Source organism: Arsukibacterium sp. UBA3155 (assembly GCA_002364615.1).
Classification (GTDB): domain Bacteria; phylum Pseudomonadota; class Gammaproteobacteria; order Enterobacterales; family Alteromonadaceae; genus Alishewanella.
The window spans coordinates 1-13,178 of sequence record DEYP01000030.1 but is presented as its reverse complement, the minus strand read 5'-3'; the positions used below and the strand labels follow the sequence as shown (position 1 = coordinate 13,178).

The window sequence follows — 13,178 nt, the reverse complement described above, 5'->3', positions numbered from 1 at the left end:
ACTTTAGCTTTGGGTTTTACGTTGTCTTCTTAAGCCCATCGTTAATACGCCTGCTAAAAACAGCGCAATAGATGCTGGAGCATTAACGGTTACCGGGCCGTCAATGGCCGGCAGAATAAGCAATATTTCACCATCAGAGAAAAACGACATGGTCGGGTTATTCACTTCTGAATCGTTTCTGTCGACATTGGTATAGCCACATACCTGAATAAAGGGGTCATTTCCGGCATCAGGATCAAAATCAGGGTTTGGTTTTTCGATACATTTTTCTTCAAATACAATTTCATAGTCCGGCTGGTTACTGGTCATAAAAAACCGGCCATTCGGGGCAGAAAGGCCAACACTTACATAAGCCATATAATCGCCGGGGGCAAAGGCAGAAGTAGGAGGGGTATTTAAGGTAACCCAGCCCTCTTCAATAGTACCGTCAGGCGTTACCAGATCACCAGCGGTATTAATATCGCCGGGCAGAGAAACGCCATCAACTAACCAGTTAACGTCGTAGCTGATATCCGGCGTATCAAAATACAGGCTGAAAAAGCCAAACATTGAAAGCGCATCACCCTGGTTAAATTCCCATACACAAGGCTCGCCATAAATCGCAAACTCTAATGCAGCAACCGCAGCATCAAATTCTGCTTCTGTGATCAGGCCGTCGTTAAAATCGTCTTGCAGAAAGCTTATCTCCTGGTCTAAGTTATCCAAATCGTCCTGGGTATAGCCATTAATACAGTCATTCGGCACGGAACCTAGACCACGGCCGCCACCGCCGACGGCGCGCAAAATACTGTTAGCGGCAAAAGGGGCATCAAAATTAAAGGCTGATTCAATAATACCCACTTCATTTAAATACTGGTTATCGACATAATAAAAAGCCTGGGAGAAATTTCTGCTAGCGTCGCCTCTGCCGCCAGACCTGACCAGCGTTGCTTCGGCAAACTGGGCAAACAAAAACAACGCTAACAATGGCAGGGTAAGTAGTTTTAGTTTTGTAGACATAGATATTCCTTAACATTAACGATACAACGTATGCGTTATTCTCACCAGTTACGACATGGCAGGAATGGATAAGCTACAGGTACTGCTTTAGCAAGGGTGTTAAGGTAGCTGCTTAAAAACTAAGCAAGATTTAAACCGTATTAGTAATACGCTTTTTATACAAGCACTTACTACTTTAGATTGTTTGGGGAAAATAGAATTTGTAAAAGACCCTGACGTATCTGCCTTAGGGCAACACTAAGTCTGATGCTGTGCTGATGACTGATCCAACAGTACCGGGCCGTTACCTTTCGCTGCCAATATATCGTCCGGGTTATACAGCGGGCAGCTGTTCATGCTTAAACAGCCACAACCAATGCAGCCGGTGAGCTGGTCACGGAGTTTTTGCATATAGCTAATTCTGGCATCAAGCATTTGCTGCCAGTTAGTCGATAGCAATTGCCAGTCTTCGGTGGTGGGGGTGCGGTTATCCGGCAGCGACAAAAAGGCCTGCTTTACTTCATCCAGGCTGATGCCCAGTTTCTGAGCGGCTTTAATGATTGAAATACGCCGCAGTACCTCGGGTTTGTAACGGCGCTGATTGCCGTTATTACGCCAGCTTTTAATCAGACCCTTTTGCTCGTAAAAGTGCAAGGTGCTTACCTTAACACCACAACGCTTCGCCACCCGCCCGACACTCCATGTTGCCTCTGCCATTTCTGCTCCGAAATTTTTTTTCGCCAACCCTAAAAAAACACTTTACCTCAACTTAGGTTGAGGTTTTAACCTGCCGGTCGAATTAATGCAAGGAGACAAGCTATGTATTTAGAACACGTTAATCTGGTAGTAGCCGATATCGATGCGATGCTGCAGTTTTACCGCGCAGCTTTTCCACACTGGCGCATTAGGGATGAAGGCGAAGGGGAATGGTATGGCAAGCCGCGAAAATGGCTGCACTTTGGCGACGATTATCACTATCTGGCACTAAGCGATCACGGTGAAGGTAACAATCGCGAGTTGGCTGGGCACAGCGTCGGTTTTGCTCATTTTGCTTATGTGACGACTAACCTGGATGGGGTGATTGCCCGGCTGAATAATGCCGGTTATGCCATTGCCAAAACGGGTGCTGATGAGCCGTTTCGGAAAAACATCTACTTTGTGGACCCGGCCGGCTTTGAAGTGGAGTTTGTTGAATATTTAAGTGATCACCCGGCCGAGCGGAATTTAAACCAGGACCGCTAAAACCGGATAAAAAAACCGCTGCCAGGCAGCGGTTTTTTGACTAGATGTTAAAGATTACAAACCCAGCTTGGTCGGCATGGCCGGTGCCTTACTGTGATCTTTGGGCGGGTTGGCTTTCAGCTCTTTTAAAGTATGCTCAATAGCCCGGTTTAACTGCACATCGATGCCTTTATTAACCGCTATCGGATCCAGTTCAACCTCAATATCCGGCGCCACACCTTCGTTCTCTACGCGCCACTCGCCGTCCGGGGTGTAGAAGCGGAAAAACGGTACTACGTGAAAGCCACCGTCGATCATCGGTGGATTGGTAGAAATACCAATTAAACCACCCCAGGTACGGGTGCCGATGGTGGTGCCCAGATTAAGCCGCTTAAAGGCCCATGGCAGGAAATCGCCGCCTGAGCCGGCGTCTTGATCAATCAGCATGGTTTTCGGGCCATAAATGCCGGCGCCTGGTGTGGTAAAGATCAGGCCATCGCGGTCTTTCCAGCCAGATAAAAACGGCCGGGCCAGAATTTCCGTAATGTAGTTAGCTGCCTGACCACCGCCATTTTTACGCTCGTCCAGAATAACCGCCGGTTTATCGGTCTGGGCAAAGAACATGCGGTTAAAGAAGTAAAAGCCACCATCGGCGGTATTGGGCAGATAAACATAAGCGACCTTACCGTCGGTTTTGTCGGCCACTAACTTACGGTTCTGCTCAACCCAATGCCACAGTCGCAGCTGATTCTCACTGGCCACCGGTTCTACAGTAATGTTGCGCTGGTTTTTGCCGCGGGCATCATCGCTAATGCTTAGCACGACTTGCTTGCCTTGGGTGTTATCCAACAGGGCAAACACATTGTCGCTGGCAGTCAGTTGTTCGCCATTAATTGCCAGTAAATAATCACCGGCTTTAGCACTGGCGCCCGGGACATTAAGCGGCGCATTTAAAAACGGGCTCCAGCGATCGCCGGTGTACACCGTTTTAAACTGATACTTGCCATTGTTAATCACAAAGTCTGCGCCCAGTAAGCCCACTTTGCTGCTGCTTTCCTGATGCACATCACCACCGCCAATCCGGTTGTGGCCCACCTGCAATTCGGCAATCATTTGTACCAGCACGTCGTTTAAATCTTCCCGGCGCTGCACATGCTTAAGCATTGGCTGGTACTTGTCGTAAATGGCCTGCCAGTTAATGCCATGCAGTTTGGCATCATAAAAAAACTCTTTTTGCATGCGCCAGGCATCATCAAAAATTTGCTGCCATTCTTTTGCCGGCTCAACAAAGCTGCGAACCTCTGCCATTGACACCGCTTTGGGTTCGGGTTTGGCTTTGGTATCAGCGACCTGCAGTTTATTCGGCACGCTCAGTAACAGCATTTTTTTGCCATCGTCACTTAAACTGTAACTGGCAATATCCTGGGTAACAGCTTCTGCTTTTTTCTCTTCAAAGTCGAAGCGGTATAAGGTGGCGCTATTGCGGCTATCCGAGCCAGGTAGCTCGTTGCTTATGCCGGGCTGAGTGCGCTCCAGATAAAACAGCGCACCATCGTCAGCAACACTTAAACTGTCATAATTACGCTCGGCTATTGGCAGGGCAACAATCCGGTTTTGCAGACCGTTCAGATCAAGTTTTACCGGTTTTACCGCTGGCTTATCCTCATCTTTGCTCTTTTTGTCATCTTTTTTAGCTGTAGCTTTTGCCGGTTCATCACCGCTTTTCGGCAGCAATGGTGATTTACCATCACTGGCCAGCACATAGGCATAAATAGCTTTTCGTAACGGCCGTTCCTGGGTGGATAAATCCAGGCCAACCTGCGACGGACCACTGTTGACCGATGCGGTAAAGTACAAATAATCCTGAGTAAATACCGGATCGTTCGCTTCGCTCATACCGTCAGTGATCTGAGTGGCCTTATTGTTTTGAAAATCAAATAATTTAATTTGGCTAAAGTAGTTTGCACCGGATACGGTATAGGCCAGGTAGCGGCTGTCAGGGGAGAACGACACATTAAAGTCTGTGCGCCGTAATGACGTATCGAGTTTTTGACTGCGCTTGGTTTTAAGATTAAACGCATACAGGTTTAAATGATTATCGTGATAGACAATCAGGTTGCCATCGGGTGAGAAGCTCAGCAGGTTAAAGTAGCCGGTATCGGCTAATGCAAATACTTCCGGCTCACTTAAGCCATCCTGATTTTCCAGCACCAGCTGATGCTTATTACCGGCATCAGAAATGTAAGCCAGTTTAGTGGCATCGGGGCTCCATAGGCCATCAAATTCACGCACGCCACTCGTTTGGGTTAAATTACGGCTGCTGCCATCTTCTACCGGTACGGTAAAAATATCACCACGGGCACTGACAATAACCCGCTGTCCGGTAGTGGATAAGCGGGCGCTGGTTAAGGTTTTACTGGCGTCTTTCCACTGTGGCCGTTTCTGGGCTGATTGCGTGGTAATACTGATATTAATGGGCTTACTCTGGCCACTATTAACATCAAACTGATGCAGGAAACCGCCCGCCTCATAGACGATGCTGTTGTCGTGGCCGGCCGCGCTGCGTAGATCCCAGTCAGTATTGTTAGTTAACTGTTTTACCTGCTTATCACGGTACTGAAACAGGTTAACGGCGGTATTATCGCGGTCTGATAAAAAATACACCGTATCGCCGAGCCAGAACGGGTTAAATTCATTAGCATTAGGGTGGGGGATTTTCTCCAGCTGCTGTTTTTCTAAATCGATAATCCAGACCGGTGGGGTGCTGCCACCGCGATGCAGCCGCCAGCCACTGGCACCGCTGTAGGCCATATTATTTGGCCGGTAAGCCAGTTTTTTGCCGTTATCAGATAGCTGTCCTTCATAGGCAACCGCTTCCATCAGCTTTTCCGGGTAACCGCCTTCAACACTTATTGTGTATAACTGGTTACTGCGGCTGTTGGCAATTTCGCGGTTCGACGCGAACACAATGCTTTTGCCATCGGGGCTCCAGCCATTAACGGTGTCAGCATCCGGGTGAAACGTCAGCCGGCTGGCCGGGCCGCCACTGGCAGGCATTACATAAACATCGGTATTGTTATCGTAACTGGCTGAAAACGCCAGCCAGTTGCCGTCGGGCGAGAATTTTGGCGCAAATTCACTGGCAGGGTGGCTGGTGAGCTGTCGTGGGTTCTGGCCATTGCGGTCGGTAAGCCAGATATCGCCCCCGTAAACAAATGCCAGCTGATTGGCTGATATATCGGGTTGTTGCAATAAGCGGGTGCCATCGTTTGCGACGGCGGCGGTGGCGCTAAGGCCCAGGCCGATACAACATAACATGGCCAGTTTTTTGGGTTTAAACATCAGAGTCCCCTGCATTTTTATTGTGGTTTTAAAAAAATAACCCACAAGTAATAGCACAGGATAACAATTGTTGATGTCAAAAACTGTAAGCAGAGTTTTCTGTGCGACTAATGTAAGCCATCAGCCGCACAGAAGTATAGATAGGTATCAGAACGCCGTGCTGATTAAGAAGCCGGTGTAGCCAAAAAATACCGCCAGCAATAACGCGCCTTCTAAACGGTTAATACGGCCGGCTTTTTTGATACCAATGCCCAGTACCAGTAAGGCGACAGTTAAACCAAACATCAGGGTATAATCGCGGGTAAGCACTACCGGATCGACCGCCATTGGCTTAATGAGTGCGGCAATACCGACCACGGCTAAGGTATTAAACAGGTTAGACCCGATAATATTACCCAGGGCAATATCATGTTCGCCTTTCTTGATGGCCATTAATGACGACGCCAGTTCTGGTAACGAGGTGCCGACGGCAACAACGGTTAAACCAATCACTAAATCACTGACACCCAGACCCTGCGCGATGTAAACAGCGCCATAAACCAGAAAGCGTGAAGCAATAATCAGCAAAATCAGGCCCAGTACCAGCCACATTAATGCCTGCTTTAGTGTCATGGTATTATTGCTGATTTCGGTATTAACATCGGCTGCCATGGCATCCTGGGGGTTACGCATGCCTTGCCATACCGACCAGGCCATAACTGCAGCAAATACGCCGAGTAAGCACCAGGCATCTAACCGGCTTAGCTGATGATCAAACAATTGCCAGCCAGCAAACAGGGTAATGGCCAGCAACAAAGGTAATTCTTTTTTAATGACCTGCGAGTGCACATTTATCGGGCTGATAAGCGCAACCAAACCTATAATGAGCGCAATATTGGTAATATTAGAGCCATAAGCATTACCGAGCGCCAGGGCGGGGTTGCCATCAGCAGCGGCCATGGCAGACACCACCATTTCAGGAGCCGACGTACCAAAACCCACCACCAACATACCAATAAGTAATGGCGGCATGCCACCAAAGCGAGCCGTCGCTGCGGCACCATCAACAAAACGATCAGCACTCCAGACCAATAACGTCAGGCCAAAAACTAACGCTAACACTGCCAGTAACATAAGGTTGTCCCCGTTGAGAATACTGTTGCATAGCATATCAGTTGCAACACTATTTTCCACTGAGCGCAGCGTTCAGCAGCAACTATTTTTCAGCTGTTATACTAAACTTTACTGAACCTATCAGCGTAGGCAAAAAGATCGTGTTGCGTTATTGCAATCTGTAATCAAAAAAACGGTAAAACAGGAAAAACGATGAACAACAACAAAAAAGAACAACCTTCAGCTATTCCGGCCAAAGCATATGAGTTATACGATAAATATGCTCATGGCATGTTAAACCGCCGGGATTTTCTAACGGCTATTGGCGGCCTGGCCATTGGCACGGCCACCGCGGCCAGTATTCTTGGTGGCTTATTACCGAATTATGCGCTGGCAGAACAAGTGTCATTCAATGACCCTGATATTACCGCTACCTATCAGACTTTTCCTTCGCCAGAGGGGCATGGGGAGGGGCGAGGCTATCTGGTAAAACCTGCTAAAGCCGAATCTGCGCTTCCAACCGTGCTGGTGATACACGAAAACCGTGGCTTAAACCCCTATATTGAAGATGTGGCCCGTCGTTTAGCCAAAGCCGGCTTTATTGCTTTTGCGCCTGACGCGCTGTGGCCACTAGGCGGCTATCCGGGCAATGACGACGATGGCCGACAAATGCAGCGCAGTATGGATGGTCAGAAAATTATTGCTGATTTAAAAGCGGCAGCAACCTGGTTAAATAAGGTTGATGGCGGCAGCGGTAAACTGGGGGTAGTCGGTTTTTGCTTTGGTGGTGCCATGACCGGCTTGCTGGCAGCGGAATTGCCCGATGTGGTGGATGCCGGTGTGCCATTTTATGGCTCGCCACCGCCAGCCGATAAAATTGCTGACATTAAAGCGCCGTTACTGGTGCAGTTAGGTGAGCTCGATACCCGGGTAAATGCGATGTGGCCTGAGGCTGAAGCATTACTGCAGCAGCATAATAAAACATTTACCGTACACCGCTATCCAGAGTCGCACCATGGCTTTCACAATGACTCTACCGCACGCTACAACGAAGAAATGGCGGAGCTGGCCTGGCAACGCACTGTAGCCTTCTTTAAGCAACACCTGAGTTAACACGCTCTGCCAGTAATCCTTTAAACAGCCAGCTTGTCGCTCAAAGGCAGGCTGGCGCTACACGGGTGTATTGGCGCAGCTGATACACAAGGTGGTGAAGGGTACGGCATTTAACCTTTCCAGTCCAATAGCCTCGCCACAATGGCTACAATTTAAGTACTCGCCATGCTCCATGCGTTGCAGTGCAATATCAATTTGCTTTAATTCTTCGGCAGCATTAAGTTCCAGACTGCTTAGTATCTGCTCGCTTTCTCGCTCAGCGGCTTGTTCGGCAGAATCAGCACTTCGCAGAAAATCGTGATGGTTAGCAGACAATTGACGTTCTAACTGCATTTTGTGCACTAATAATTTATGTTTTAACTGTTGTATCTGCATGATGAACCCCCTTTTTACCCTCAGTCTAAGCATAGCCTGCTTTTAAGGTTAAGGGGTTGATCTGTCTCATGTCTGCTGTTGTTGCTGTAATTGCCACATCCTGGCGTATTCGCCCTGGCGGGCAATTAATTGCTGATGATTGCCTTGCTCGGCCACCATGCCGTCTTTTAACACGATGATGTTATCGGCGTCGGTAATAGTAGACAGCCGGTGGGCAATGACCAGGCTGGTATGGTTGCGGGCCACTTCGCGCATGGCTTGCAAAATAGCTTGCTCGGCACTGGAATCGAGTGCCGAAGTGGCTTCATCGAATACCAGGATCGGGGATTTTTTTAAAATGGCGCGGGCAATAGCAATCCGCTGCTTTTCGCCTCCGGAGACTTTTAAACCGCGCTCACCTACTATGGTGGCGTCACCTTGTGGCAGGCTATCAATAAATTTACGCAAATGTGCCAGCTCGATGGCCTGATCAACCTCTGAGCCACTGGCATCCGGGTTGCCATATTGAATATTATCGCGGATGCTGCTGTTAAACAGCACCGTATCTTGTGGCACGATGGCGATTGCACGGCGCAGGCTGTCCAGCGTTGCGCTATTGATGTCCTGATCATCAATCTTGATTTGACCACCGGTAATGGCATAAAAACGATAAAGCAGGCGGGACAGGGTGCTTTTTCCCGCGCCACTGGCACCGACAATAGCCACCTTACTGCCAGCGGGCACGGTAAAGCTTAGCCCCTGCAAAATAGCGCGATTAGCCTGGTAAGCAAATTGGACATTGTTAAAGGTGATACCGCCGTGGCTAACCGTAAGTGCCTTCGCATCCGGGGTGTCGGCAATGGCGGGTTGGCGGCTAAGCAGCCCCAGCATATTTTCCAGATCGGTGAGGGCGCGGCGAATTTCGCGGTAAACAAAACCTAAAAAATTCAGCGGCAAAAACAGCTGGATCATGTAAGCATTAACCATTACCAGTTCGCCAAGACTGATATTACCGGCGCGCACTTCTGCCGCAGCCAGCCACATCAGGCTGGTTATGGCGCCAGCAATGATCAGCGCCTGTCCTGAGTTTAGCGCCAGCAAACTTAAGCGGTTTTTCAGCCGGGCCTGCTCCCAGCTGGCCAGAAAGCCGTCGTATGTTTTTGCTTCATACGCTTCATTGTTAAAGTACTTGACCGTTTCGTAGTTTAACAGGCTGTCGACCGCACGGCTGTTAGTGGTGTTGTCTGCCTGGTTGGCCTCTCGGATAAACTTATTGCGCCATTCGGTTACCGACACGGTAAAAAAGATATAAAGCGCTACGGCAATTACGGTAATAACGGCATACAACGGCGAGAACAACAGGCTGAATATGACGGCTACCGCCAGTATTTCGAACAGGGTAGGCACGATATTAAACATTAAAAAACGCATCAGAAAGCTCAGGCCATTGCTGCCTCGCTCAATATCACGACTGATGCCGCCGGTTTGCCGATCCAGATGAAACGCCAGCTCCAGGCTATGCAAATGTTTAAATACTTTCAGACCAATCTGGCGCATGGCGTGTTCAGTCACCCGGCCAAACAGGGCGTCGCGCAACTCGCCAAAAAATACCGTGGCAAACCGCAGCCCGCCATACAATAACAGTAACGCAACAGGCAGCAGCACCACGCTGCTGACGGTAGGGTCGAGCGCATCAATAATTTCTTTTAAGGCCCAGGGCATGGTTAGCGTTGCAGCTTTGGCGGCAATAAGCGCCAATATAGCCAGCAACACCCGGCCTTTAAATGCCATTAAATAAGGCCAGAGTGTGGCGATGGTCTGGCCCAGTTGCAGTGCCTCGGGGCGCTTTTGCGGTTCCGGTTGTTTAGCTGTACTTCGCATGCCGCGCATAGACTGCTCTATTTAATGATCACTAATGAGTATTATGCATAAGTACACAGGTAAGCGGTATCCTGGTTTACCTTTACCTGAAATTTCACATTAGCCGCAACGTTAAAATGCTGGCCGCTGTTAAACGTTTGCCAGTCAGTAGTGCCGGGCAGTAATACCGTTAATGCACCACTTATTACCGTCATTACTTCGTGCTGACTGGTACCAAATTCATATTCACCTGGCGCCATCACTCCCACGGTGGCAGGAAGTTGTTCGCCGGCAAACGCGATAGATGCAACTTTGCCATCAAAATACTGATTTACGTTAAACATGTCTTCTCCTTAAAGTAAGCGTACTAGTAAACCTTAAAACCACTGGTTTTCCCAGTAAAAAAAACTGACATTACCATGTAAAATAAACAGTTGGTTATTTTGCAAAATGTTAATGAAAATGACATAAATTAGCGCTATGGTAAGACGCTTTGTTTTATTTATTTAATAACAATAATCTCAGGGAATCACGATGAAAAAAACACTTTTAGCGGCCAGTATTGCAATACTGTTAGCGCCTGCAGCGCATGCTGAGCTCTTTATTTCTGAATATGTTGAAGGCTCGGGTAATAATAAAGCGTTAGAATTTTTTAACCCGACCGACACCACGTTAAATCTGGCAGATTACCGGATAAACGTGTTTTTTAATGGCAGTGCCAGCGCGGGCGTCAGCGTAGCATTAAACGGTGAGCTGGCAGCAGGTGCAACTTATGTGTTTGTTTCTGCCAGCGCGTCTGAAGAACTACTCGGTCTGGCGGATCAGACCCTCGGTGGCGGACTCTGGAATGGTGACGATGCCATTACCCTGACCAAAGGTGGTCAGGTGATCGACAGTATTGGTCAGATTGGTTTTGACCCGGGTTCAGCCTGGGGATCAGGAAATATCACCACGGCAAATGATACCTTACGTCGTGCCGCAGTTAGCTACGATAGCAACGCGTTGGATACGTTTGAGCCTGCTGATCAATGGTTAGGTTTCCCCCAGGATGATTTCAGCGATATTGGCTTATTTAATGGCGAAGGCGGCGGCCCGGGTGACCCGGATCCGGATCCGGACTTTGATTTAAGTTGCGGTGCACCATTTACGCCGATCCACCAAATTCAGGGCAGCGGCGATACCAGTCCGCTAGTGGGGCAGACGCTGGTCGTTGAAGCGGTTGTTACCCAAACACTACCTGGACTGCGTGGCTTTAACATTCAATCGGCGTCGTTTGAGCAAGACAGCGATCCAATGACCTCTGAAGGCGTATTCGTGTTCACCGGCAGTGATAACCTGGCAGTAGTGGCCGGTCAACGCGTTAGATTACAGGCTAAGGTTGCCGAATTCTTTACCATGACTCAGCTTACTGATGTTGCTGCCACCATTGACTGTGGTACTGCGGCAATACCTGCAGCAACCGAATTGCAATTGCCGGTGCCTGATATGGCTTACTGGGAGGCGCATGAGGGCATGCTGGTCAGCTTTTCAGAGCCGCTGACCGTAAATGAGACGTTTGCGCTGGGACGTTTTGGTGAGCTTACCTTAGCAAATGGTCGTCGCTATACGCCTACTCAGGTTGTGGCACCCGGGGCAGACGCTATTGCTCTGGCCGCTGCCCATCAACTAAACCGGATTATTCTGGACGACAACAGCACAGTACAGAACCCGGCGCTGGTGCCGTATCCTGCACCTGGACTAAGCGCAGCTAATTCGGTGCGCGGTGGTGATACCGTGGTAGGTTTAACAGGTACTTTATATTATTCGTTTAATGAATACCGGATTATGCCGAGCAACCCGGTGACCATTCTGGCAGATAACCCAAGAAGCGCTGCTCCGGCTTTGTTGGCTGACGGTAACGTTAAAGTGGCCAGTTTTAACGTGCTGAATTACTTTAACGGTGACGGCATGGGTGGCGGTTTCCCAACCTCGCGCGGTGCAGATTCAGCGGTAGAGTTTGAACGCCAGCGTGCGAAAATTCTGGCCGCCATGGCAGGTTTGGACGCCAGTGTGATCGGCTTAATGGAGCTGGAAAATGATGGTTTTGCTGCCACTTCTGCCATCGCTGATTTAGTGGCGGGTTTGCGCCAGACAACGGGCCAGATGGATTGGCAATTTGTGCAGGCGCAGGTAAGCCCTATCGGTACCGATGAAATTGCAGTTGGCTTGCTGTACCGTGCCGATTTACTGGTGCCTGCAGAGGCCTCTCGTTTGCTAGATTCCGGTAATTCAGCTGTGGATGGCAGTGGTCAGCCACTATTTGATGACAGCCGCAACCGGCCGATGCTGGCACAACGTTTCCGTTTACTGGAAAATAATGCCGAATTTGCGGTAATGGTTAACCATCTTAAGTCTAAGGGCTCGGGTTGTGGTGCAGCTGATGGCGATAGCGGTGATGGTCAGGGGAACTGTAACTTAAGCCGTACCCGGGCTGCTGAAGCGATTGGCATTTTTGCTGAGCAATACTTTGCTGATATTCCGGCGATGGTGATCGGTGACTTAAATGCCTATGCCAAAGAAGATCCGATTACGGCACTTGCCCAGGCCGGTTACCATGATGTGTTTGACGTACTAGGTAAAACAGCAAGCTATGGTTATGTGTTTCAGGGGCTTGCCGGTTCATTGGACCATGCCTTGTTAAACCAGCATGCGCTACAGGTACTGGCCGATGCTGATAAATGGAATATTAACGCTGACGAGCCGATAGCGCTGGATTACAACGTTGAATTTAAAACCGATCAACAGATATTCGATTACTATGCCCCGGATGCGTATCGCTCGTCTGACCATGATCCGGTGATTGTAGCACTGCAGTTGGCACCGGTTTACCCTCCGGTCGACATCAATCTGGAGCTTATCCGGGTTAACCGCAGCCGTTCCGGTGCAACCCTGGTACAATTGCGTTGGAGCAGTGATGTGGACCAGGCCCTGACCCTGTACCGCGATGACAGCCCGGTAGCCTCGCTAAGCCGGCCTGGTCGTTACAACGACCAGTTCAAAAATCCAGTTGTGAACAGTGCGACATACCGCTTGTGTCTGGATGCAACCGCACAGTGCTCAGAACCGCTGGTGGTAAATTTTTAACAGAGGGTATGCTAAAGCTAAGCAGGCTTTGTTCGCCCTGAGCTTTTAAGCATAAAAAAACCTGCCAATTGGCATAATGCCGATCAGATAAGAAT

At 49.2% G+C, this 13,178-nt stretch carries 10 protein-coding genes; 3 read left to right on the top strand and 7 right to left on the bottom strand.

The annotated features are described in order from the left end of the window. Positions 1-3 precede the first annotated feature (3 nt). Complete coding sequence (locus B2X65_RS17360) at positions 4-999, bottom strand: hypothetical protein (RefSeq protein WP_290614831.1); 996 nt, start codon at positions 997-999, stop codon at positions 4-6. Positions 1,000-1,236: 237 nt separating this feature from the next. Further along, on the bottom strand, positions 1,237-1,695 hold the full coding sequence (gene soxR, locus B2X65_RS17355) for a redox-sensitive transcriptional activator SoxR (protein ID WP_290614829.1): 459 nt from the start codon (positions 1,693-1,695) through the stop codon (positions 1,237-1,239). 102 nt (positions 1,696-1,797) lie between these two features. Here soxR and B2X65_RS17350 point away from each other — a divergent pair, with 102 nt between their 5' ends. Beyond that, positions 1,798-2,220: a VOC family protein gene (locus tag B2X65_RS17350; RefSeq protein ID WP_290614827.1), complete on the top strand. Its 423-nt coding sequence runs from the start codon at positions 1,798-1,800 to the stop codon at positions 2,218-2,220. Between the two features lie 54 nt (positions 2,221-2,274). Here B2X65_RS17350 and B2X65_RS17345 read toward each other — a convergent pair whose 3' ends face one another. Continuing rightward, positions 2,275-5,541, bottom strand: a complete 3,267-nt coding sequence (locus tag B2X65_RS17345) for a S41 family peptidase (RefSeq protein ID WP_290614825.1) — start codon at positions 5,539-5,541, stop codon at positions 2,275-2,277. Positions 5,542-5,688: 147 nt separating this feature from the next. Then, on the bottom strand, positions 5,689-6,654 hold the full coding sequence (locus tag B2X65_RS17340; RefSeq protein WP_290614823.1) for a calcium/sodium antiporter: 966 nt from the start codon (positions 6,652-6,654) through the stop codon (positions 5,689-5,691). Between the two features lie 192 nt (positions 6,655-6,846). Between B2X65_RS17340 and B2X65_RS17335 the strand changes: the two genes are divergently transcribed. Then, positions 6,847-7,746, top strand: a complete 900-nt coding sequence (locus tag B2X65_RS17335) for a dienelactone hydrolase family protein (protein WP_290614821.1) — start codon at positions 6,847-6,849, stop codon at positions 7,744-7,746. 57 nt (positions 7,747-7,803) lie between these two features. Here B2X65_RS17335 and B2X65_RS17330 read toward each other — a convergent pair whose 3' ends face one another. From B2X65_RS17330 to B2X65_RS17320, 3 genes are all read right to left on the bottom strand, one after another. Continuing rightward, the gene (locus B2X65_RS17330) at positions 7,804-8,121 is read right to left on the bottom strand and encodes a TraR/DksA family transcriptional regulator (protein ID WP_290614819.1); all 318 of its coding nucleotides are present in this window, start codon (positions 8,119-8,121) and stop codon (positions 7,804-7,806) included. Positions 8,122-8,187: 66 nt separating this feature from the next. After that, positions 8,188-9,990, bottom strand: a complete 1,803-nt coding sequence (locus B2X65_RS17325) for an ABCB family ABC transporter ATP-binding protein/permease (protein ID WP_290614818.1) — start codon at positions 9,988-9,990, stop codon at positions 8,188-8,190. A gap of 32 nt (positions 9,991-10,022) precedes the next feature. Next, a complete protein-coding gene (locus B2X65_RS17320) occupies positions 10,023-10,304 on the bottom strand; it encodes a pyrimidine/purine nucleoside phosphorylase (RefSeq protein ID WP_290614816.1) in 282 nt (93 codons plus the stop codon). Positions 10,305-10,494: 190 nt separating this feature from the next. On the opposite strand from B2X65_RS17320, the gene B2X65_RS17315 reads away from it, so the two are divergent. Further along, positions 10,495-13,083 carry an ExeM/NucH family extracellular endonuclease gene (locus B2X65_RS17315; protein ID WP_290614814.1) on the top strand — a complete coding sequence of 863 codons (2,589 nt, stop codon included), beginning with the start codon at positions 10,495-10,497 and terminating at the stop codon, positions 13,081-13,083. The last annotated feature ends 95 nt before the right edge of the window (positions 13,084-13,178 follow it).

Excerpts from the sequence above, each read along its gene's own strand:
- B2X65_RS17360 (WP_290614831.1), bottom strand. The coding sequence starts at position 999 with ATGTCTACAAAACTAAAACTACTTACCCTGCCATTGTTAGCGTTGTTT.
- soxR (WP_290614829.1), bottom strand. The coding sequence starts at position 1,695 with ATGGCAGAGGCAACATGGAGTGTCGGGCGGGTGGCGAAGCGTTGTGGT.
- B2X65_RS17350 (WP_290614827.1), top strand. The coding sequence starts at position 1,798 with ATGTATTTAGAACACGTTAATCTGGTAGTAGCCGATATCGATGCGATG.
- B2X65_RS17345 (WP_290614825.1), bottom strand. The coding sequence starts at position 5,541 with ATGTTTAAACCCAAAAAACTGGCCATGTTATGTTGTATCGGCCTGGGC.
- B2X65_RS17340 (WP_290614823.1), bottom strand. The coding sequence starts at position 6,654 with ATGTTACTGGCAGTGTTAGCGTTAGTTTTTGGCCTGACGTTATTGGTC.
- B2X65_RS17335 (WP_290614821.1), top strand. The coding sequence starts at position 6,847 with ATGAACAACAACAAAAAAGAACAACCTTCAGCTATTCCGGCCAAAGCA.
- B2X65_RS17330 (WP_290614819.1), bottom strand. The coding sequence starts at position 8,121 with ATGCAGATACAACAGTTAAAACATAAATTATTAGTGCACAAAATGCAG.
- B2X65_RS17325 (WP_290614818.1), bottom strand. The coding sequence starts at position 9,990 with ATGCGCGGCATGCGAAGTACAGCTAAACAACCGGAACCGCAAAAGCGC.
- B2X65_RS17320 (WP_290614816.1), bottom strand. The coding sequence starts at position 10,304 with ATGTTTAACGTAAATCAGTATTTTGATGGCAAAGTTGCATCTATCGCG.
- B2X65_RS17315 (WP_290614814.1), top strand. The coding sequence starts at position 10,495 with ATGAAAAAAACACTTTTAGCGGCCAGTATTGCAATACTGTTAGCGCCT.